The sequence below is a fragment of the Aeromonas sp. FDAARGOS 1419 genome, assembly GCF_019047045.1.
Taxonomy (GTDB): domain Bacteria; phylum Pseudomonadota; class Gammaproteobacteria; order Enterobacterales; family Aeromonadaceae; genus Aeromonas; species Aeromonas veronii.
This window is the reverse complement of sequence record NZ_CP077209.1, coordinates 3,102,994-3,125,153: the sequence shown is the minus strand read 5'-3', so window position 1 is coordinate 3,125,153 and position 22,160 is coordinate 3,102,994. Positions and strand designations below refer to the sequence as shown.

Genomic DNA, 22,160 nt, shown 5'->3' with positions numbered 1-22,160 from the left:
TGATGTGAATGGAATTAGCATAAAAACGTTTTTTATTTTGTTTTTATGCGTAATATTTCAGTTGCAAGGACAAACACGGCGGCCTGTCTGCCGTGTGGACGAAGGTTGTAACGGGTAGCTGGTCGGTTGCATTGCTGCAATTGGCGCGCACTTCAGATGGGTCGCGAACTATCGGAAAGTGAAACAGAGACCCGGCGCGGTCGGACTCCAATATGGAACATGCTATTTGCGAGGGGGTGACATGGACATGTCACCCCACTTTTTTGGCCGCTCGCCACCGTTTACCTTTTTCCATGACTGTTGCTCATTGCAAGAGCCGCAGAGGGCAAGGCAATAAAAAGAGGGCCGCAATAGCGGCCCTCGGTCTCATCTGCCCGGTGGGTTAACCGGCCTGGACGCTGCGGCGACGCTGCAGCCAGACGATCACCCCGAACAGCAGGAAGCCCGGGATCCACATCCACTCCTTGCGCCAGCGATCGGTGGGCGCCTTGACGGTGAGGATCTCCTGATCGAACTCCAGCCCCATGGTGGCGGCCGGGCTGCCAAAGGCGACGTTGTCGATCAGCGTCTTGCCATCCTGCTCATAGAGGCTCAGCCCCAGATTGGCCAGCCGCTCTTCGCCATTTGCCCCATCCGGTACGGCGACCAGCAGGGTGAACTTGCGTGGCTTGCCCACGGCATCTTCACCGAGGATCCGCAGCCGCAGGGTGCTCTCCGCCTCCACTTCACCCATGGTTTGGGCCAGCTGGGCAGGCGGGGTCTCACGATAGGGGTCGTGCACCATGTCCATCCAGAAACCCGGGCGGAACAGGGTAAAGGCGACCAGCAACAGCAGCACACTCTCGTACCAGCGGCTCTTCACCAGGAACCAGCCCTGGGTGGCGGCGGCGAAGATCAGCATGGCGATGGTCGCCACGATGAAGATCAGCACCCCGTGGGCGAAGTCCACGTCGATCAGCAGCAGGTCGGTGTTGAAGATAAACAGGAACGGCAGCGCCGCGGTACGCAGGCTATAGTAAAACGCCGTGATCCCGGTCTTGATGGGATCGCCCTTGGAGACAGCGGCTGCCGCGAAGGAGGCCAGCCCCACCGGCGGTGTCACATCCGCCATGATGCCGAAGTAGAAGACGAACAGGTGCACCGCGATCAGCGGCACGATCAGCCCGTTTTGCTGCCCCAGCGTCACCACCACCGGCGCCAGCAGGCTGGACACCACGATGTAGTTGGCAGTGGTCGGCAGCCCCATTCCGAGGATCAGGCTCAACAGGGCGGTGAGCAGCAGCATCAGCAGCAGGTTGCCCATGGAGAGGAACTCCACCAGATCCGCCAGCACCAGACCAACCCCGGTCTGGGAGACCGCACCCACGATAATCCCCGCGGTGGCGGTGGCAATGCCGATACCGATCATGTTGCGGGCACCGGCAACCAGCCCTTCCCGCAGATCCACCACGCCATCAGCGACCGTGCCGTAGTCGTGCTTGCCGTCCTTGCGCAGCCAGTTGAGCAGCGGGCGCTGGGTCAGCAGGATGATCACCAGCATCACGGTCCCCCAGAAGGCCGATAGCCCCGGCGAGAGGCGTTCCACCATCAGGCACCATACCAGTACTACCACCGGCAGCAGGAAGTGCAGGCCGGAGAGCAGCACGGCGCGGGTGTTGGGCAGCTCGGTGAGCGGCTTGTCGGGATCTTCGGCAGGCAGTGGTTCATTGCTGGCGGCGATCTTCAACAGAGCCACATAGGTGGCAGCCAGCAGTACCGAGATCCCCGGCAGGGCGTAGTCACCCAGTGCAGGTTTGAGCCAGCCGAGGCCATAGTAGACCGCCAGTGACAGGCCGCTGATGAGGGCCGCGCCAAAGGCAAAACCGGTCAGGCGACGCAGCCAGGGTTTGGGTTGATGGTTGCCGATGGGCTGCATGCCCAGTTTCAGTGCCTCCAGATGGACGATGTAGAGCAGCGCTATGTAGGAGATGGCGGCAGGCAGGAATGCGTGCTTGATGATCTCCACATAGGGGATGCCCACGTATTCGACCATCAGGAAAGCCGCAGCCCCCATCACCGGCGGCATGATCTGGCCGTTGACCGAGGAGGCCACTTCCACCGCCCCCGCTTTCTCTGAACTGAAGCCCACCTTCTTCATCATCGGGATGGTGAAGGTGCCGGTGGTCACCACGTTGGCAATCGACGAGCCGGAAATCAGACCGGTGAGGCCGGAGGCGACCACTGCCGCCTTGGCCGGGCCGCCACGAAGGTGACCGAGCAGGCTGAAGGCGAGCTGGATAAAGTAGTGACCGGCACCGGCCCGCTCCAGCAGGGCGCCGAACAGCACGAACAGGAACACGAAGCTGGTGGAGACGCCAAGGGCGATGCCGAACACCCCTTCGGTGGTGATCCACTGGTGGTTGGCCAGCGCGGTAAAGCCTACTCCGCGGTGTGCCAGCAGGCCCGGCATCCAGGGGCCCGCCAGGCTGTAGACCAGAAAGACGATGGCGATGACCGCCAGTGCCGGCCCCAGGGCGCGGCGCGCCGCTTCCAGCAGCAGCGGAATGCCGATGCAGGCGGTCACCAGATCGGCGGTGGTGAGGGTGCCGGGACGCAGCGCCAGTGCTTCATACATCACAAACAGGTAAGACGCGGCGCCAGCAGCGATCAGGCCGAGGGCGATATCGCCGAGGGGAACCCGATCCCGCGGCGAGGAGCGAAATGCCGGGAACACCAGAAAAGCCAGCAACAGGGCAAAGGTGAGGTGAATGGAGCGGGTTTCGGTGTCATTGAGTACGCCAAACCCCACCATGAAGGGGAGTGGCGAGGCGATCCAGAGCTGGAACAGGGACCAGGCCAGCGCCAGTGCTGTGATGAGCCAGCCCATGATGCCCAGCGGCAGGCGAGCGCCCACATCCTGGGCGATCAGTTCCTCGGTAGAGAGTTGTTTATCTTGCATAGGGTTAACTTGTGCCAACGAGTACAACAAGAGCGACACCCGCCCCCGCAATCAGGCGGCAGACGGGTGTCGAAGAGAGTGACAAAGGCCCCGGGGCCTTCAATCAGAGCCAGCCGCGCTCTTTGTAGTAGCGGGCAGCCCCTTCATGCAGCGGTGCAGAGAGACCCACCTTGATCATGTCGGCCTCTTTCAGGTCGGCAAAGGCAGGGTGCAGGCGCTTGAAGCGATCCAGGTTGTCGAACACCGACTTGACCAGCTGATAGACCACTTCCGGATCGGTTTTGGCGCTGGTGGAGAGCACCGCTTTGCCACCGATTGAGGGAGTCGGCTTGTCGCTGCCCTTGTAGATGCCGCCCGGGATCTCGGCCTTGCTGTAGTAGCTCTTCTCGGCCAGCAGCTTGTCGATGTCGGCGCCGGTCACAGGGACCAGTACCGCATCAGTGGTGGTGGAAGCTTCCTGAATGGCGCCGTTCGGGTGACCCACGAAGTAGCTCATGGCGTCGATGTTGTTGTCACCGAGGGCGGAGGCCTGTTCGGCCGGCTTCAGCTCGGAGACCAGACCGAAGTCACCCTTCTTCCAGCCTTTGACCGCCATGATCTCTTCCATGGTGTCACGCTGGCCGGAGCCCGGGTTGCCGATGTTGACGCGCTTGCCCTTCAGATCGTCGAAGCTGGCGATCTTGGCATCGCGGCGAGCCAGGATGGTGAACACTTCGCTCTGCAGGGAGAAGACGGCGCGCATATCGTCCATGGCCCCTTCGGCCTGGAACGGTGGCAGCCCCTTCATCGCCTTGAACTGGTGGTCGGATTGCATGATGCCGAAGTTGAATTCACCGCTGCGGATGCCGTTGACGTTGGCAACACCGCCGCCACTGGCCGGGGCGTTGCACTTGATCTGGTGATCGGCGGCGCCGCGATTGAGGAAGCGGCAGATGGACTGGCCAGCGACATAGTAGACGCCGGTCTGACCGCCGGTGCCTATGGTCACGAAGCGCTCCTGTGCTTGTACCGGACCACCGAATGAAACACCGACCAGAGCCGCCGACAGGGCGCATGCCAAAGTTAATCCTTTCATTTTTTCTCCCTTTTCTTTGATTTTGTTTATCCGATCCCCGGATAAATTGATGGCAATCCCGTTCTGCGCCGGGCTTGCCCGCTCTTCTCGTTGCGCGAAAGCGGGGGAGTTGATTGCCCCCTTTTCCGGCGGTCACCCTCATCCTGTGGTGAGGCTACCGACCTCCTGTCGGTCGAAGATAAATTGGCCCCTGAGGGGCCAAATAAAAAGTTGCAAGCACTCCGATTAAGCACATTCACCCAACATAAATCAAACGAAATGGCAAAATCACGGAGTTTAATCTTGAGAAACATGACCTTGATCATTCATTTTCTAGCCGAAGATTAATTTGATATGAAGGGAAATGGAAGAGGGAAAAACTAGGAGGGGATTCTTATGCGGCCCTTGTGTGACAAGGGCCGGGGTCATAATGGATCAGTTGGCCGGGGTGGCCAGATCCAGGATAAAGGCGTACTCCAGCGCGATATCTTCGTAGGCTTTGAAGCGGCCCGACTTGCCACCGTGGCCGGCGTCCATGTCGGTGTTCAGTAACAACTTGTTATCATCCGTCTTCAGCTCGCGCAGCTTGGCGACCCACTTGGCGGGCTCCCAATACTGCACTTGAGAGTCGTGCAGTCCGGTGGTGACCAGCAGGTTGGGGTAGGCTTGTGCCTTGACCTGATCGTAGGGGCTGTAGCTCTTCATGTAGTCGTAGTAGCGCTTCTGGTTCGGGTTGCCCCACTCGTCATACTCCCCGGTGGTGAGGGGAATGGACTCGTCCAGCATGGTGGTGACCACATCGACGAACGGCACCTGCGCTACCACGCCGCGATAGAGTTCGGGCGCCTGATTGATGACCGCCCCCATCAGCAGGCCACCGGCGCTGCCGCCCATGGCGTAGACCTGATCTTTGGCACCGTAGCCTTGCTCAACCAGCGCCTTGGTGACATCGATGAAGTCATTGAAGGTGTTCTGCTTTTTCAGCAACTTGCCATCTTCGTACCAGTGACGGCCCAGCTCTTCACCACCCCGGATATGGGCGATGGCGTAGACGAAGCCTCTGTCCAGAAGGCTCAGGCGCGAGCTGCTGAAGTCGGGATCCATGCTGGCGCCGTAGGATCCATAGCCATAGACCAGCAGCGGATTCTTGGGCGCATCGGCCTGCTCTTTCTTGAACTTGTCCTTGCGATAGACCAGCGACACCGGCACCGATACACCGTCGCGGGCGGTCACCCAGAGCCGCTCGCTGGCGTACTGATCGGCCTTGAAGCCGGCCACCGGCTGCTGCTTGAGCAGGGTGCGCTTGCCGCTCGCCATATCCAGCTCATAGGTAGAGGCGGGGGTTGTCATGGAGGAGTAGCCATAGCGCAGGGCGCTGGTATCCGGCTCCGGGTTGTAGGCGAGCCAGGTGACATAGGCGGGATCGTCGAAGGCGATCTCCTTCTCGTCACCGCTCTGCCAGTTGATCTGGCGCAGTCGGGTCAGCCCCTTGTTGCGCTCTTCCAGTACCAGCCAATCCTTGAACAGGGCGTAGCTCTCCAGCAGAACGTCCGGATTGGGGGCGATCACCGCCTTCCAGCGATCGACCGGGCTCTCTTTGGTCTCGTAGAGGCCGAAGTTCTTGCCGTCCTTGTTGGAGCGCACATAGAAGCGGCCGCGGTAGTGATCCAGGCTGTATTCGTGATCCACCTGACGGGGCAGGAACAGGCGTGGGGCGTGCTCCGGCTGGTTGGCATCGATCAGCCGCGCTTCGCCTGTGGTGGTGCTGGAGAGGGCGATGACGATGAAATCTTCCGAGGTGGTGGCGTAGAGGCTGATGTAGAAGGAGTCATCTTTCTCCTCGTAGACCAGCTTGTCTGTGGCCGGATCCGTCCCGAGCGTGTGGCGATAGACCTGATAGGGAAGCAGGGTCTGCGGGTGCTTGCGCACATAGAAGACGGTCTTGTTGTCGTTGGCCCATACCAGATTGCCGGAGGTATTTTCCAGTTTGTCGGTGGCCCACTGGCCGCTCTCCAGATCGAGGAACTGGATCTGGTACTGACGGCGGGAGAGGAAATCTTCCGCCACCGCCAGCCAGCGGTTGTTACGGCTCACCTCAAGGGCGCCGAGGGCATAGAACTCGTGCCCTTCTGCCCGCTGGTTGCTGTCGAGCAACAGGCTCGACTGCTCTTCACCGAGCTTGGTGCGCGAGTAGATCCCGTACTCCTTGCCCGGCTCATAGCGGGTCTGGTAGCGGTAGCCGTTCTTCACATAGGGTACCGACTCATCCTGCTGGGGGATGCGGGCGACCATCTCTTTGTAGAGCTGTTCGCGCAGGGGCTGGGTCGGCTTGAGCATGGCCTCGGTATAGGCGTTCTCGGCCTTGAGATAGTCCAATACCTCGGGCTTCTGCCGCTCGTCGTCACGCAGCCAGTAGTAGTTGTCGATGCGGGTATCCCCGTGTTTTTTCAGAGTGCGGGGATGTTTGGCGGCCACGGGCGGCTGGATTGGATGTTCGCTTGTCAGCATGGCGGGCTCTTCATTGGCATAAGTAGGGGGGAGAACTGTCAGAAAGGCTAGCAGCAGAACTCCTCGGGAAAAGGTAAACATGTCGCATCCTTGGCGCTGGAAAGGGTTGGTAGACCTGAGCATCGGCTCCATGAATTGGCGTTAAATCTGCCCCTTGTTGCCGGTGGTTGCAAGCAATCCCTTGTTATTGCAGGAAATGTAATCAAAAAAAGCCGCTATCTCGCGATAGCGGCCCTCTTTCTGGCCATGAGCGGCAAGCGTCCGCTCAGGTGTGCCTCACATGATATGGGAGTGCCCTCTCATGACCAGTTTTCGTCAGCCGGGGTAGCTCGACCAGCGGTTGGTCGTGCCCTCGTTGCTGATACTCAGTACCTCATAGGGATGGCCCGGAATATCCATGCCCGGCGCACTCTGGGGCATGCCCGGAATGGTCAGGCCACGGATCGCCGGTTTTTCCCTGAGCAGCTTCTGTACATCGGCGGCCGGTACATGCCCCTCGATCACATAGCCATTTACGATACCGGTATGGCAAGAAGCCAGTCCCGGCGCGATACCGTATTGCTGCTTCACTGCGCCGAGCTGCTCGGTTTCGATGACCTCCAGTTCGAAGCCATTCTGCTCCATGTGCTCGTTCCAGCTTTGGCAGCAGCCACAATATTTGGATTTGTAGACGGTCATCTTCTCGGCCGCGAGAGCCGAAAAGCTGACGGTACCGGCCAGCATGGCCAGTAACAGGGGTTTGTACATCACTCACCTCAGATTGAAAGAAAAGATGCCCGATACGGGATGCGTTTCAGATCCGGGTGCGTGGGGGACGTTCGAGCCGCTCGCACGGGGCGTCCGGCATAAAGAGAGAGGGGGAGGCGAAGTCGGGGGTATCCGGTTCCAGTACGGCGACCGTCAGGCTGTCGCTGCCTACCAGCGTCATCGAAAGGGCGGTGGTAAAGCTGCCGCAGGGCATCGCCTTTTCCAGGGTGCGCTCGCTCTGGCTGCAGTGGGTAGTCAGGGTACAGAGGTCGGTTGCGGCCCGGCTGCCAAACGACATCAACACCAGCACCAGACTCCACAAGGGGAGCCAGCGACGGGCGTGAGCGAGTTGGCGACGGGTGAGAACCATGGAATGACTCGGAAAAAATAAGGGGCACATGGTAACCCTGTGCCCCGGGGGAGGGTCAAGCCCTCCCCATGGTGTCAGTCAGCTGGATTCAAGGTTGCTGACGGGTCGCCGCCAGCACTATCTCGCGCACGCAGACGTTGGCAGGCTGGTTCCAGGCGTAGAGCACGGCATCGGCGATCACTTCCGGCGCAATGACGCCACCCATCTGATCTTTCCAGTCGTGGTAACCGGCCTTGATGCTCTCGTCAGTGGTGTGGCTGAGCAGCTCGGTCTCGACCGCACCCGGGGCAATGGTCACCATTCGCACGCCGACATCGGCCACCTCTTCCCGGATGTTTTCGGTCAGGGCGTGCACGGCGAACTTGGTGGCGCAGTAGGCTGCATGGTTCGGGAAGGTCTTGCGACCGGCGATGGAGCTGATGTTGATGATGGTGCCGCTGCGGCGCTCCTTCATGCCTGCCAGCACAGCGTGGACGCCGTTCAGCACCCCCATCACGTTGATGTTGAGCATCTGCTGCCATTCGGCGGGATCCTGCACATCGGCCTGACCAAGCAGCATGACACCGGCGTTGTTGACCATGCAGCCGACCGGGCCAAATTTGGCTTCTGCCTGCTGGACGGCGGCTTTCATGGCGGCGGTGTCGGTCACATCGACCCCGATGCAGAGGGTATCGGGCAGGTTCAGTGCCTGCATCGGCTCGACCCGGCGGGCCAGCAGTAGCAGCGGATGACCGGCGGCAGAGAAGGCACGGGCGATGGCGGCACCGATCCCGGCGGAGGCACCGGTGATCACGACGAGAGATTTGGACATGGGTCTTTCCTTCTGATGCAAGAGTCGGTTTGAGCAAACAGGTGGCTGGCCAGCACGGAACCCAATCACTATAGTCACTGCATCTATAAGTGATAAATATTGTTTTCCGCTGGTTATCATCTGAAAAAACTATGGTTGGTTTATGCTGGACTTGAGATTGCTGCGTTTCTTCATTGCCATCTATGAAGAGAAGAACATCACGGCGGCGGCCGAGCGCTGCCACGTCAGCCAGCCCTCCCTCTCGGCGGGGCTGCGCCAGCTGGAAGAGGCGCTCGGTGACAGCCTGTTTGTCCGGGGCAAGAAGGGGGTGGTGGCGAAAGCTCCGGCCCACTATCTCTATCCTCACGCGGTCAAGCTGGTGGAGGAGGCGCGCCGTCTGCCGGAGCTGTTTCGCCAGAAGGCGACGCGTGCGAGGCTCAATATCGCCATCATGCCGGACTTGAGTCGCCGTCGGGTGGCCGGGCTGCTGCAGCAAGTACAGCGCGTGTTGCCGCAGCTGGATCTCACCCTTTCCGACTACACCACACCCGCCGACTGCCGCTTGACGCTGGATGCCTTGCGCCGGGAGGACGAGATCTTTCTGCCGCTGTGGGAGGAGGATTACGTGCTCTGCGTACCGGTCGACCATCCCCTTGCCAGTCGCGAAAGGATCGAGCTCGCCGAGCTGCAACATTATGATTTTATTGAGTGCCCGCCCTGCGAAGCCCATCAGCAGACTATCGGCCTGCTGGCCTGTGACCGGCTTACCCTCAATCTGGTGGCCAAGGCCGAGAGCAAGGGGCTGGTGATGGCGCTGGTGCTGGCGGGGGTCGGCATCAGTTTTCTGCCGGACGGGCTGGTGGAAGATGAGGCGGGTCTCTGTACCCTGCCGGTGAGCGGGCCGCGGATGTTTCGCCGGATTGGGCTCTGCTATCCCGCCCACCAGACCCTCAATCCGGCGCTGCGGGAGCTGATCCCCGAGTTGGCAGGCTATGGCGCTTCCTGATAAGGTCGCTCTCCTGTGCACCTTTACGATGCAGCTCCCCAGACTCCCCTTTTCTGTTTACCTCGCCTTGCACCGCAAGGCTTTGTTCGGGTGATGTGGTCATGAAACGCATTCTGGTTATTTTTTCCCATCCCGCGCTGCAGAGCTCGCGGGCCAACAAGCAGCTGTTGCAGGCGATTGAGGGGCTGGAGGGGGTCACAGTTCACGACCTCTATCAGCACTATCCCGACATGTTTATCGATGTGAAGCGGGAGCAGGCGCTGCTCTGTGAGCACGACATCATCGTCTTCCAGCACCCGTTTTACTGGTACTCCTGCCCGGCCATCATGAAAGAGTGGATGGATCTGGTGCTGGAGTATGGCTATGCCTACGGCCCCGAGGCTCATGCCCTCAAGGGCAAGCAGTGGCTGAGCGCCATCACCACCGGCGGGGCGCCAGAGTCCTACTGCAGCGAGGGGTATAACAGCCGACCGCTGCTCGATTTTCTGCTGCCATTTCAGCAGGCTGCCACCTTGTGCGGCATGAACTGGCTGCCGCCCTTTGTGCTGCACTCCTTTCACAAGATCAAGGAGCCCGCCGCCCTGCGCCGCTGTGGGCAGGACTACCGTCAGCTGCTTTGTGCCTTGCGTGACGAGCAACTCACGCCGGAGCAGCTGGCCAGCCGCCCCTATCTGCGCGATCTGCTGGAGGTGCTCTGATGAAACACGGGCTGCATTTTGGCCGAGCTTATGAGCCGGATCAGACGTTGAAACGGAGGGCTGACTGATGGGCCACGGGATCCTGTTTGATGCCTTTATCTATCTCTCCGCCGCCGTCATCGCGGTGCCGCTGGCCAAGCGTTGGGGGCTGGGTTCGGTGCTCGGCTACCTGCTGGCGGGGATCATCATAGGCCCCTTCCTGCTGGGGCTGGTGGGGGAGCAGAAGGACGTGATGCACTTCGCCGAGTTTGGCGTGGTGCTGATGCTGTTTCTGGTCGGTCTTGAATTGCGTCCGGCCCTTTTGTGGCAGCTGAAGGGGCCGATCCTCGGCACCGGCGGCCTGCAGGTGCTGCTCACCACGGCGGCGCTGACCGGCGTGGCGCACCTGATTGGTCTGCCGCTGCAACAGGGGCTGGCCATCGGCCTCATTCTGGCGCTCTCTTCCACCGCCATCGTGTTGCAGAGCCTGCAGGAGCGCAAGCTGATGCAGAGCGAGAGCGGTCGCTCCGCCTTTGCGGTGCTGCTGTTTCAGGATATTGCGGTCATTCCGATCCTGGCGCTGCTGCCGCTGCTGGCCATGGCGCCGGTCGCCAGCAATGGTGGCTCCGAGCTGGCGGGTTGGCAGCATGGTCTGCTGGTGGTCGCGGCCATCTCCGGCATAGTGCTGGGTGGTCACTACCTGATGCGGCCGGTGTTTCGTGCCATCGCCCAGTCCCATATGCGGGAGATCTTCGTCGCCGCCGCTCTGCTGCTGGTGATCGCCATCGCGGTGCTGATGGAATCGGTGGGGCTCTCGCCCGCTCTCGGCTCCTTCCTCGCCGGTGTGGTGCTGGCCGACAGCGAATATCGCCATGAGCTGGAGGCCGACATAGAGCCGTTCAAGGGCTTGCTGCTCGGCCTGTTCTTTATGTCGGTGGGGGCGGGGATCGACTTCGGGCTGTTTGCCGAACACCCCTTCCTGATACCCACTCTGGTGGTTGGCCTGATGGTGCTCAAATGGCTGGTGTTGATGGCGCTCGGCTTCGTCTTGCGCATCTCGCCGAGTCAACGTTGGACCTTCGGGCTGGCGCTGGCACAGGGGGGCGAGTTTGCCTTTGTGCTCTTCTCGTTTGCCGCCCAGAACCGGGTGCTGCCCGGTGAGACCATCTCCCTGCTGACGCTGGTGGTGGCACTCTCCATGGCGCTCACCCCGCTGCTGCTGATCCTCAACGATCGGGTGATCCAGCCCTGGTTCGATTACCGTAACCAGAGCGATGCACCGCAACATGAGCAACCTGAGCTGGTGGAGCATCCGGTGATCATCGCAGGCTTCGGCCGCTTCGGTCAGATCGTGGGGCGTCTGCTGCATGGTCACGGCATCGGTACCACCATCCTCGAGCAGGATGCCAGCCAGATAGAGACCCTGCGCAAGTACGGCTATCAGGTCTTCTATGGCGATGCCAGCCGGATCGACCTGCTCCATGCCGCAGGGGCGCACAAGGCGAAGCTGCTGGTGCTCTCCATCAACGATCCGGCTACCTCGCTGGCGGTGATCGAGATGGTGCAGAAGCACTTCCCGCACCTGAAGATCCTGGCGCGAGCGCTGGATCGACCCCATGCCCACGAGATCCTGCGCCACGGGGTCGACAGCGTTCACCGGGAAACCCTGGGCTCTGCGGTCGATCTGGGGGTGGAAGCCCTGACCCAGCTCGGTTTTCGGGCCAACCAGGCCTGGCGGGCGGGGCAGACCTTCAAGCAGCACGATAACTGGCTGTTGCGCGAGCAGGTCAACTATCTGGATGACGAACACACTTATATCAACAAGAGCCTGCAATACCGGGAGATACTCTCCGATCTGTTGCAAGACGACGAGGAGGGGCAGGAGCGTATCCATGCCCACAACTGGAATAGCGGGCTACCCGACGACGACAAGGAAGCAAAATGATTGCCTATTACCCCATGTTCAAACACCTGCATATGACGCTGGCGCTGGTCAGTCTGCTGCTCTTTATCTATCGCTGGAGTCTGGCGCTGGCCGGCAGCGCTCGGTTGCAGCAGAAGTGGCTGAAGATCCTGCCTCATATCAACGACACCTTCCTGCTGCTGTTTGGTGTGTTGCTGGCGGTGGCCTTGCAGTTGAGCCCGGGTCAACAACCCTGGCTGATGGCCAAGCTGGTTGCACTGGTGCTCTATATCGGTCTGGGTGTCATGGCGCTCAAGCGCACGGCCCGCGGTCAGAAGCTGGTGGCCGGTGTGGCGGCACTGGCGGTGTTTGGCTACATGGTCGGTGCGGCCATCACCAAGTCAGCCTGGTCGTGGCTGATGTGAGCAAAAGGGGAGAGTCATGCTCTCCCCTGAAATCATATTCTGAGATGAATTAATTAATCGGAGTTTTATGCTAACAATAAATCACAACATAGAACTTTCATTTGAGGGATTTTTGGCTAATTTTAGCCTCTAGCGGCTCCTTTTTTTGGTGGATTGTCTTTATAAATCAATTCTTTAGTGTGTTTTGTATGAAAATGGCGACAGTTGTCGCAGCAAAACTTGCGACATAGACTGTCGCAAGTCACGACTAGCATACAGTCAACGCTAAACCAGTGAAGGCAAGCACCATGAGCAAGAAGCTGTTACGACAACTGACCTTGGCGCGTTGCATCCCGCACCGCCCTTACAAGCTGACCGCCAGCCAACTCCAGGTAAAACTGGAAGAGGAAGGTATCCACGTCAGTCTGCGTACCGTGCAACGGGACCTGGAGGAGATGTCCGGCATGGGACTGTTCGACCTCACCTCGGACGAGCGCAGCAAACCCCATGGCTGGTGCTTCGAGCGCCACGGCCTCAACGACTTTGCCAATATCATGCCGCTCTCGCTGGCGGTGGCCCTGAAAACCTGGAGTGATCAGGCGAGCCAACTGTTGCCGGCTAGTGTACTGACCGAATTGAATCCGCTGGTCGACAAGGCGAGCCAGGTGATCCGCGACAGCCAGAGCGAACTGGCCGAGCGCTGGCTGGAGAGTGTCCACCAGTCACCGCGCCCGTTTGCCGGCAACCCGGAGATCCGCCGCAGCACCCTGATCCGCGATGCGCTCTGGCGTGGTCGCAAGTTCAGTGCCGAGATCCAGCGCGTGATCAAAGAACGCACCGTGTGGCTCTGCTACGACCGTATCAACCCGCTCGGCATTCTCAATCAGCCGGACGGTCCGATCCTGCTCTGCACCCTCTCCGAGCTGGATCCCAAGGTCTACGGCATCCCGTTTGACCATATCAAGAACGTGGAGCTAACCAACTTCAGCGCCACCCAGCCGAAGGATTTCAATATCCAGAAGCTGATCCGCGATCAGGGCTATCAGGATGTGAGCGGCCCGATCCGCTTCGTCGGCCGGATCGATGCCAACAGCCAGTCGCTGGTGGATAACCAGATCCCCGGCAATAATCCGCGCATGACCCGCTATGACAAGCGCAGTGTGGTGGTGGAGACAGAAGTGCAGGACACCCCGGAGTTTCGCAGCTGGTTGAACAACATCGGCGGTGAACTGGAAGTGCTGGCACCGGAATCGCTGCGCAAGGCCTATCTCAATCCGGCCAACCGCTTGAGCTGATTAAAAAATTGGAATGTTAAAGAGTCGAGCCTGGTCTCGGCTCTTTTTTTTGCGGTTTTTTTAAGCATATTTATTCAACTAATTTTTAAGTCTTAACGTCAGGATTGAACCGTTTTCCTGCCCCGTTTTTGGGGGCGAAACCCGTGTAAGAGATCTGCCATAGCGACTGTAAGAGGCTGGCGCTTTGAGCCGTACGCGAAGCCATGCCAGAATGATCGAGCTTTCCCATGAAACTAAATAAGTAACTGATATTAAGGGGTTAGTTTTTAAGTTCGTATTTTTGGATGGGAGCTGCATCGGATCTTTATCATCGGATGGCCCTTGTTCGGGGTGCGCATTTCCTTAGTATGAGTCTCACAAGGACGGAGCTGGTCCGGCAGGAAGCAGGTCAGCGCATAAAGATGGAATAGTTCGCAGGATGTGGACAAGGGACACCTCAGGATGAGCTCGATAATCAGGATGATTATCGTCACGGATGAATAAAGGAACACCGCGGGATGCGGCAGGACAGTCTCGGGATGGGAGCAGAACGAACGGAACCTCGTTCTTCAGGATGAACAGGACCTCGCCGGATGCGAGAGGAATACTTCAGGATGAAGTGAGATAACCCGGATGGTTATCTGTCAGGAAGACGCAAGGAACCCCACAGGACGTGGTAATGGACACTTCCAGGATGGAGACAGAGAAGCAGTTCAGGATGAATTGCCAGGCCAGGAACGCCGCAGGACACGCCAACGGATTGGAAAGGGGATATTCCAAAGGATTAGGATAACGTCAGGGATTGCAGGGAGCATTGCAGTTCTACGGACAGGACGACACGACTCTAGGGGACGGCTACCGCCGTCCCCTTTTCTTTTATGGTTTGTCCGAGAGATTGCCGCGCTGGGCGGCGTTGACGATCTCTTGCAGGCGCTGACGAATGTCGACCATGCCAAACACGCCAAATATCAGCACAGTGACAAATTCGGCTTTGGTGACCGCGAAGTAGCGTTTGCAAGCCGCCTTGATCATGCTGGCCTGCAGCCAGTGCAGCAGGGCGACGATCACGCCGCAGACCGGCAGAAAGCCGTTGAGTTTGCCGGGCAGCGGTGCAATCAGGCTCACCAGTACGCCAAACCAGAAGAACAGTATCAGCCCCATCGCCAACAGATTAAAGACCCGCTTCATTGTTTACCTCCCGTAGATAGAGTTGATAACAGACCTGACCGGCCTGCTTGTCCTTGAGTAGTTGCCAGCTGGCAGGAAGTGCCAGATCGGCCATCTCCCTCTCCCGCTCCAGATAGATGAGGGCGTCCGGTGCCAGCCAGCCGCGCTGCTCCAGCAGTTCGCACACTTGCGGCAGCAGCTCGCGGCGAAACGGCGGATCGAGGAACACCAGATCGAACGGGGTGGCAGTGCCTTGCAGCCAGCTCACCGCATCAGACTGGATCACCTGACCCTGACCCTGACAGCTGCCGAGGGCGATCAGGTTCTTCTTGATTTGGTCGGCGGCCCCTTTGTCCATCTCGATCAGGGTCACCTGCTCGGCATAGCGCGACAGTGCCTCCAGTCCGAGTCCGCCGCTACCGGCAAACAGATCCAGGCAGCGGGTGCCACGAATGTGGGGGGCCAGCCAGTTGAAGATGGTCTCTTTGACGCGATCCGTGGTGGGTCTGAGCCCCTCCACATCCTTGACCGGCAATTTGCGGCCTCGCCACTGGCCGCTGATGATTCTTACAAAGCCCGATTTTCCTTGCGGGGCGGGACTCTTGCTCGGGTTGCTACGGCTGGATTTCACTCTGGGCATCGCGTTTCATCGTCAGAAAATAAAGTGGTAGTATAAGGCGGTTCATTTTTATGCCGACCCGCCAAGGGACGGCTATCTTAGCAGTCAGCCTTTGATGTGAGTATTTTTAGATGGCAAAAGGTTTGTTTTCCTGGCTGGGTTTCGGCCGCAAGAAAGAAGAGGCTGAGGCTGTCCAACCACAGACACCCCAAGCCACCCCCGTTACCGTTGAGCCCGAGGTCACTGCTACCCCCGCTCCCGTTTCCGATACCACTGTTTCCGATAGTACGCCGGCCGTTGCCCCCGAAGTGCCTGCCAGCGCACAGAATTCCGTTTTGCAAGATGATTGCTGCCTGCCGACCGAGCTGGACGACCACGGCCCGCTGGTGGTGGAGGAGTGCGCCTCCGATCTGGAGCCGGTGATCGTCAACGAAACGCTGATCGCCGAAGAGGAGCGTGCCGCTGACGCCGCTCGCACTGCCGCAGAGGCACAAGCTGCTGAAGCGGCTCGTATTGGCGCTGAGGCTCGGGCTGCAGAAGAGGCACGTATCGCTGCCGAAGCTCGCGCCGCGGAAGAATCTCGCATTGCCGCCGAAGCCCGCGCCGCGGAAGAGGCTCGTATCGCGGCCGAAGCCCGCGCTGCAGAAGATGCTCGTATCGCCGCCGAGGCTCGCGCCGCAGAAGAGGCCCGCATCGCCGCCGAAGCTCGCGCTGCAGAAGAGGCACGTATCGCTGCCGAAGCCCGCGCAGTGGAAGAGGCCCGCATCGCTGCCGAAGCTCGTGCTGCGGAAGAGACTCGCATCGCTGCCGAAGCCCGCGCCGCGGAAGAGGCTCGTATTGCTGACGAAGCCCGCGCTGTGGAAGAGGCTCGCATTGCTGCCGAAGCCCGCGCTGCGGAAGAGGCTCGTATCGCCGCCGAAGCCCGCGCTGCGGAAGAAGCTCGCATTGCCGCCGAAGCTCAGGCTGCGGAAGAGGCTCGCATTGCCGCCGAAGCTCAGGCTGCGGAAGAAGCCCGTATCGCCAAAGAGGCCCAGCGCGCGGAAGATATGCGCCTGGTCGCCGCGATGGAGGCTGAGGCCGCCGCCCTGGCAGCCCTGCCGCTGGCCGCCAAGGTGGACGACGACACTCAGGACAAACCGCAGCGGGAGGGCTTCTTTGCTCGCCTCAAGCGCAGTCTGGTACGCACCAAGGAGAATATCGGCTCCGGTTTCTTCGGCCTGTTCCGTGGCAAGAAGATCGACGATGAGCTGTTTGAGGAGCTGGAAACCCAGCTGCTGACCGCCGATCTCGGTGTGGATACCACCACTCGCATCATCGAAGGGCTGGTGCAGCACGCGGATCGCAAGCAGCTCAAGGATGCCGAGGCGCTCTACGGCCTGCTTAAGCAGGACATGGGCGAGATGCTGGCCAAGGTGGAGCAGCCGCTGGTGATCGACACCAGCAAGAAGCCTTATGTGATCCTGATGGTCGGCGTGAACGGCGTCGGCAAGACCACCACCATCGGCAAGCTGGCCAAGCAGTTCCAGGCCGAGGGCAAGAGCGTGATGCTGGCGGCGGGTGACACCTTCCGTGCCGCTGCGGTCGAACAGCTGCAGGTGTGGGGCCAGCGTAACAACATTCCGGTGATTGCCCAGCATACCGGTGCCGACTCCGCCTCCGTTATTTATGACGCCATCGAGGCCGCCCGCTCCCGCGGGGCTGACGTGCTGATTGCCGACACCGCCGGTCGCCTGCAGAACAAGAGCAACTTGATGGAAGAGCTCAAGAAGGTAGTGCGGGTGATGAAGAAGCTGGATGAAGAGGCGCCCCACGAGATCATGCTGACTCTGGATGCGGGCACCGGCCAGAACGCCCTGAGCCAGGCCAAGCTGTTCAGCGAGGCGGTGGGCCTGACCGGCATCACCCTCACCAAGCTGGATGGCACGGCCAAGGGCGGCGTCATCTTCGCGGTGGCCGACAAGTTCCAGATCCCGATCCGCTACATCGGGGTGGGCGAGGGGATCGACGATCTGCGTCCCTTCGTTGCCAACGACTTCATCGAGGCGCTCTTTAGCCGCGATGAATAAGTCCGGCCGTGATGAGTCAGCTCAGCCGTGATGAGTAAGTGTTCCATACCCCGACTCCGGTCGGGGTTTGTCAATTTCAGGGAACCGTTATGATTCGTTTTGACAAGGTCAGCAAGGTATACAGCGGCGGCCATCAGGCGCTGCAAAAGGTCAGCTTTCACCTGCGCAAGGGAGAGATGGCCTTTCTGACCGGGCACTCGGGGGCGGGCAAGAGTACCCTCCTCAAACTGATCAGCGTGATGGAGCGCCCGACCGATGGTCGCGTCTTCTTCCATGGCGATGATGTCAGCCATATCCAGCGCAGCCAGATCCCCTATGTTCGCCGCCAGATCGGGATGATCTTTCAGGATCACCGCCTGCTGATGGACAGAACCGTGTTCGATAATGTGGCGCTGCCGCTGGTGATCGATGGCTACAGCCATGCGGACATCAACAAGCGGGTGGCGGCGGCGCTGGACAAGGTGGGGTTGCTCGGCAAGGAGCGCTACCAGCCGCGCATGCTCTCCGGTGGTGAGCAGCAGCGGGTCGGCATCGCCCGTGCCATCGTCAACAAGCCGCCGCTGCTGCTGGCGGATGAACCGACCGGCAACCTGGATCCCCAGCTCTCCATGGATATCATGCGGCTATTTCAGGAGTTCAACAATTTTGGGGTCTCGGTACTGATTGCCACCCATGATCTGGGGCTGATCGCGCGCATGCGCTATCGCACCCTGACCCTCAAGGCGGGTCGCATGTATTCGGCCGGGGAGGAGCTCTGATGGCTATCGTTCGTCATAAACAACCGCCGCTGCGCCGTCTGATGATGTACGGGGTTGACCATGTGCGGCAGGCGTTTGCCAGTCTCGGGGAGCTGTGGCGCAATCCGCTCGCTTCACTGATGACGCTGGCGGTGCTGGGCGTCAGTCTGGCACTGCCATCCTGCTTCCACGTGCTGCTGAAAAATGCCGAGGTGGTGGAGGGGAGCTGGCAGAGCAGTTCCCAGATCTCTCTTTACCTGCGCAAGGATCTGCCGGAGCAGAGCATTCTCGATCTGCAGCACCGGATCCTGCTCTATCCCGAGGTGGATTCGGTCACCTACCTGAGCCGTGACGATGCGTTGCGGGAGTTTCGCGAGATCTCCGGCTTCGGCGATGCCCTCGATTATCTGGACAGCAACCCGCTACCGCCGGTGCTGAGTGTCATTCCGGATCCACGCTGGCAGAACCCGGAAGGGGCCGCCGAGCTGCTCAGCAAGCTCAATAACGAGGTGGGGGTCGAACAGGGCAAGCTGGATCTGCAGTGGCTGACCCGGCTGCAGGGGATCATGAACCTGCTGCGCCACACCATTACCGGTATCGCGGTGCTGCTGCTTTCCGCCGTGTTGCTGATCGTTGGCAATACCCTGCGTCTCAACATCCTCAATCAGCGTTCCGAGATTGAAGTGCTCAAACTGGTGGGGGCGACCGACTCCTTCATTCATCGCCCTTTCCTCTATACCGGTATCTGGTTCGGGGTGATCGGCGGCATGCTGGCCTGGTGGCTGACCGAAGTGATGGTGATCTGGAGCGAAGGGGTGGTGAAGGAGCTGGCGGGCTTGTATAACAGTAACTTCCGGCTGGTTGGCATGGGGGCGGTAGACGGGATCAATCTGATCTTGCTGGGCGCCCTGCTGGGGCTGATTGCCTCCTGGTTCTCGGTCCATCGCCACATTCGCGACATCGAACCATCCTGATTATTTTGTCATCAAAGTAAATCGCTGGATTTTGAGAGGCGGATCAAGTAAAAGAGGGGCCGTTTCTGGCTTGGCCCCCATAGTCAGAGTATTCTGAATAACAATGATCTTCCGGATCTTCGCTAGATCCAGTGAACCTTCTGATTTATAAGCAGTCTATTAAAGCTGAAGCATTTATACGGGTGTGGCCCCTCTGCCTTGCTCGTCAGACTTGGCAAGCATGTGAAGGTTGCGAGCTCCGCAACAATGGACTTAGCATGCTACTTTTCGGGGGTCCTTCATTGTGACCCCCTTTTTTTGACTGTTCATTCATGATTCATCCTGCAGGCTTAAGATAAGCCGGTCTAAAACTGGGCATGTTCTTTGATACACGCCGCAGAATGGCATCCGGTCAGTAGACAGACCCTCTCAGGGTGTTAGACTGATTCGATTGAAAAGTAAGAGGTAACAGATGGGAACTTCATTGCAGCGCACTATGGCTCTGATTCCGCAAGGTAGTCTGGAAGGCTATATCCAGGCAGTAAACTCTATTCCTGTGCTGAGCGCAGAGGAAGAGCGTGAACTGGCTGAGCGTTTGCAGCAGGATGGCGATCTTGAGGCTGCCCGCCAGCTGGTTATGTCGCACCTGCGCTTTGTCGTTCATGTCGCCAAGAGTTATGCCGGTTACGGCTTGCCCCAGGCCGATCTGGTACAGGAAGGCAATATCGGTCTGATGAAGGCGGTCAAGCGCTTCGACCCGACGGTCGGCGTGCGTCTGGTCTCCTTTGCCGTGCACTGGATCAAGGCCGAAATCCACGAATATGTCCTGCGCAACTGGCGCATGGTAAAAGTGGCGACCACCAAGGCCCAGCGCAAGCTCTTCTTCAACCTGCGCAAATCCAAAAAGCGTCTGGGCTGGCTGAACCACGAAGAGGTTCAGGCCGTGGCGGCCGATCTCGGCGTTTCTGCCGCTGACGTGACCGAGATGGAAGCGCGGATGGCCAACTACGATCAGGCGTTCGATCTGGTGGGTGATGATGAAGAAGAGGGCGGTTTCGCTCCGGTTCACTATCTGGAGGACAAATCCTCCGATCTGGCCGCCACCATCGAGAACGACAACTGGGACGATCACGCGACCCGTCGTCTGAGCTCGGCCCTCGCCACCCTGGATGAGCGCAGCCAGCACATCATCCGCGCCCGCTGGCTCGATGATGACAGCAAGACCACTCTGCAGGAGCTGGCCGATACCTACGGCGTCTCTGCCGAGCGTGTGCGTCAGCTTGAGAAAAACGCACTCAAGAAGCTGAAAGATGCCATGGAAGCCTGATGCTTCTTCTCATAAAAACAGGGCCTGATGGCCCTGTTTTTGTTTCGCAGGGATCTGGTCGGCCTTGCTTTGGTTACCCTTGAGTGTGTTATGTTGCCGCCACTGCCACATTAGGGAGAGCAGAAGTGAAACTGTTGAACGACCTGTTTACCAACAACCGTGAGTGGGCCGAACGGATCAAAGCCGAAGATCCCGCTTTCTTTGCCACTCTTTCTGCCCAGCAGGCCCCCGAATACCTCTGGATCGGTTGTTCCGACAGCCGGGTTCCCGCCAACCAGCTGATGGGCTTGTTGCCGGGGGATGTCTTCGTCCACCGCAACGTCGCCAATCTGGTGGTACATACCGATTTCAACTGCCTCTCCGTGCTGCAATACGCGGTAGAAGTGCTCAAGGTGAAGCACATCATCGTCTGCGGTCACTATGGTTGCGGCGGCGTCAAGGCCGCGATGCAGAACCAGGAGCTGGGTCTCATCGACAACTGGCTGCGCAACATCAAGGATGTCTACTTCAAATATGGTGAAGAGCTCGAGGCCATCGAGGATGAGCACGAGCGCTTCGACTATCTGTGCGAGCTGAACGTGGCCGAGCAGGTTGCCAACGTCTGCCACACCACCATCATCCAGAACGCCTGGCGCAAGGGGCAGGAGCTGGCCGTCCACGGCTGGATCTACGGGATCAAGGATGGCTTGCTGCATGATCTCGATCTCTGCATCAGCGGGCCGGATCAGATCCCCGATGTCTATCGCGCCTGGCCGGACATGCGTCCGCCCCACCGTCGGCGCTAGGGAGCTTCATGGTGGCGCCAGCCCTCTATCTGCAGATCAAGCAGCACATTCTGGACGGGATCCGCGAACGCCACTATCAGGCGGGGGACAGGATCCCGACCGAAGCGGCCCTGTGCGAGCAGTTCACCGTGAGCCGGATGACGGTCAACCGGGCGCTGCGGGAACTCGTGGCGGAAGGGTGGCTGGTGCGTACCGCCGGTTCCGGCAGCTTCGTGGCGGACCGGCGCACCGAGTCGCCGCTGCTGGCTATTCGCAACATCGCCGACGAGATCGCCGAGCGTGGCGGCGAGTACAGCGCCCGGGTGATCCGGCTGCAGCGACTGGCCGCCGACGAGAAGGTGGCAGTGCAACTGGGACTGCGGGTTGGCGCCCCCATCTTTCACAGCCTGATCGTCCATCAGGCCGATGGGGAGCCGTTGCAGCTGGAGGAGCGCTTCGTCGATGCCGGGCGCCTGCCGGGCTATGGCGAGCAGGATTTTACCCAACAGACTCCCAACCGCTATCTGATGGATGTCTGCCCCCTCTCCGAGATGGAGCACGTGGTGGAAGCCGTGTTGCCTAGCGCCGGTGAGGCGGGATTGTTGCAGATCCGTGTAGATTCCCCCTGCCTGTTGTTGCACCGGCGTACCTGGTCGGAGGGGCATCTGGTCTCCTACGCCCGTTTGCTTTCCCCGGGTTCCCGATACAAGCTAAGCTCCAAGACTCAGTTGGAGTAAATGTCTATACAACTCGATTTTGTAAAGCCCACCTCTTGGTGGGCTTTTTTGTGCTTAAACTCTAAGTTTGATGCTGTTATCAGGATGTGAACTTCGCTCTTTCTTTCGTCATAGAGATC

19 protein-coding genes are annotated in these 22,160 nt (G+C 59.6%); 11 read left to right on the top strand and 8 right to left on the bottom strand.

The genetic code is table 11. The features are described from left to right. Positions 1 to 382: 382 nt before the first annotated feature. The 6 genes from I6L49_RS14110 to I6L49_RS14085 form a co-directional block, all read right to left on the bottom strand. Complete coding sequence (locus tag I6L49_RS14110) at positions 383 to 2,938, bottom strand: TRAP transporter permease (protein ID WP_216949779.1); 2,556 nt, start codon at positions 2,936 to 2,938, stop codon at positions 383 to 385. 103 nt (positions 2,939 to 3,041) lie between these two features. Then, positions 3,042 to 4,013, bottom strand: a complete 972-nt coding sequence (locus I6L49_RS14105; RefSeq protein ID WP_005339950.1) for a TAXI family TRAP transporter solute-binding subunit — start codon at positions 4,011 to 4,013, stop codon at positions 3,042 to 3,044. A 414-nt stretch (positions 4,014 to 4,427) separates the two neighbouring features. Next, entirely contained in the window at positions 4,428 to 6,581 is a 2,154-nt protein-coding gene (locus I6L49_RS14100; protein ID WP_216949778.1) for a S9 family peptidase, read from the bottom strand. 234 nt (positions 6,582 to 6,815) lie between these two features. Then, positions 6,816 to 7,247, bottom strand: a complete 432-nt coding sequence (locus tag I6L49_RS14095) for a DUF411 domain-containing protein (protein WP_216949777.1) — start codon at positions 7,245 to 7,247, stop codon at positions 6,816 to 6,818. 46 nt (positions 7,248 to 7,293) lie between these two features. After that, entirely contained in the window at positions 7,294 to 7,617 is a 324-nt protein-coding gene (locus tag I6L49_RS14090) for a hypothetical protein (protein ID WP_005339955.1), read from the bottom strand. A gap of 88 nt (positions 7,618 to 7,705) precedes the next feature. Further along, positions 7,706 to 8,428 carry an SDR family oxidoreductase gene (locus I6L49_RS14085; protein WP_005348556.1) on the bottom strand — a complete coding sequence of 241 codons (723 nt, stop codon included), beginning with the start codon at positions 8,426 to 8,428 and terminating at the stop codon, positions 7,706 to 7,708. Positions 8,429 to 8,570: 142 nt separating this feature from the next. Between I6L49_RS14085 and I6L49_RS14080 the strand changes: the two genes are divergently transcribed. From I6L49_RS14080 to I6L49_RS14060, 5 genes are all read left to right on the top strand, one after another. After that, entirely contained in the window at positions 8,571 to 9,413 is an 843-nt protein-coding gene (locus I6L49_RS14080; RefSeq protein WP_158110891.1) for a LysR family transcriptional regulator, read from the top strand. Positions 9,414 to 9,514: 101 nt separating this feature from the next. Further along, positions 9,515 to 10,111 carry an NAD(P)H-dependent oxidoreductase gene (locus I6L49_RS14075; RefSeq protein WP_216949776.1) on the top strand — a complete coding sequence of 199 codons (597 nt, stop codon included), beginning with the start codon at positions 9,515 to 9,517 and terminating at the stop codon, positions 10,109 to 10,111. A 67-nt stretch (positions 10,112 to 10,178) separates the two neighbouring features. Beyond that, positions 10,179 to 12,035: a monovalent cation:proton antiporter-2 (CPA2) family protein gene (locus I6L49_RS14070; protein WP_216949775.1), complete on the top strand. Its 1,857-nt coding sequence runs from the start codon at positions 10,179 to 10,181 to the stop codon at positions 12,033 to 12,035. Further along, a complete protein-coding gene (locus I6L49_RS14065; protein WP_216949774.1) occupies positions 12,032 to 12,418 on the top strand; it encodes a SirB2 family protein in 387 nt (128 codons plus the stop codon). The genes I6L49_RS14070 and I6L49_RS14065 overlap by 4 nt, the downstream gene beginning before the upstream one ends. 287 nt (positions 12,419 to 12,705) lie before the next feature. Next, positions 12,706 to 13,692 carry a YafY family protein gene (locus tag I6L49_RS14060; RefSeq protein ID WP_005339987.1) on the top strand — a complete coding sequence of 329 codons (987 nt, stop codon included), beginning with the start codon at positions 12,706 to 12,708 and terminating at the stop codon, positions 13,690 to 13,692. 855 nt (positions 13,693 to 14,547) lie between these two features. On the opposite strand, the gene I6L49_RS14055 is transcribed toward I6L49_RS14060, so the two are convergent. Continuing rightward, positions 14,548 to 14,859: a DUF1145 domain-containing protein gene (locus tag I6L49_RS14055; RefSeq protein WP_005342853.1), complete on the bottom strand. Its 312-nt coding sequence runs from the start codon at positions 14,857 to 14,859 to the stop codon at positions 14,548 to 14,550. Then, complete coding sequence (rsmD, locus tag I6L49_RS14050; RefSeq protein WP_216949773.1) at positions 14,843 to 15,478, bottom strand: 16S rRNA (guanine(966)-N(2))-methyltransferase RsmD; 636 nt, start codon at positions 15,476 to 15,478, stop codon at positions 14,843 to 14,845. The genes I6L49_RS14055 and rsmD overlap by 17 nt, the downstream gene beginning before the upstream one ends. 110 nt (positions 15,479 to 15,588) lie before the next feature. Here rsmD and ftsY point away from each other — a divergent pair, with 110 nt between their 5' ends. From ftsY to hutC, 6 genes are all read left to right on the top strand, one after another. Then, complete coding sequence (gene ftsY, locus I6L49_RS14045) at positions 15,589 to 17,523, top strand: signal recognition particle-docking protein FtsY (protein WP_216949772.1); 1,935 nt, start codon at positions 15,589 to 15,591, stop codon at positions 17,521 to 17,523. An 89-nt stretch (positions 17,524 to 17,612) separates the two neighbouring features. Then, positions 17,613 to 18,281 (top strand): cell division ATP-binding protein FtsE, encoded by a 669-nt coding sequence (gene ftsE, locus I6L49_RS14040; RefSeq protein WP_005339995.1) that lies wholly within the window; start codon positions 17,613 to 17,615, stop codon positions 18,279 to 18,281. Further along, positions 18,281 to 19,234: a permease-like cell division protein FtsX gene (ftsX, locus tag I6L49_RS14035; protein WP_005339996.1), complete on the top strand. Its 954-nt coding sequence runs from the start codon at positions 18,281 to 18,283 to the stop codon at positions 19,232 to 19,234. The genes ftsE and ftsX overlap by 1 nt, the downstream gene beginning before the upstream one ends. Positions 19,235 to 19,685: 451 nt before the next feature. Then, positions 19,686 to 20,540 (top strand): RNA polymerase sigma factor RpoH, encoded by an 855-nt coding sequence (rpoH, locus tag I6L49_RS14030; protein ID WP_005339997.1) that lies wholly within the window; start codon positions 19,686 to 19,688, stop codon positions 20,538 to 20,540. 125 nt (positions 20,541 to 20,665) lie between these two features. After that, on the top strand, positions 20,666 to 21,325 hold the full coding sequence (gene can, locus I6L49_RS14025) for a carbonate dehydratase (protein ID WP_005339998.1): 660 nt from the start codon (positions 20,666 to 20,668) through the stop codon (positions 21,323 to 21,325). An 11-nt stretch (positions 21,326 to 21,336) separates the two neighbouring features. After that, complete coding sequence (hutC, locus tag I6L49_RS14020; RefSeq protein ID WP_041202413.1) at positions 21,337 to 22,041, top strand: histidine utilization repressor; 705 nt, start codon at positions 21,337 to 21,339, stop codon at positions 22,039 to 22,041. Positions 22,042 to 22,160: the final 119 nt, after the last annotated feature.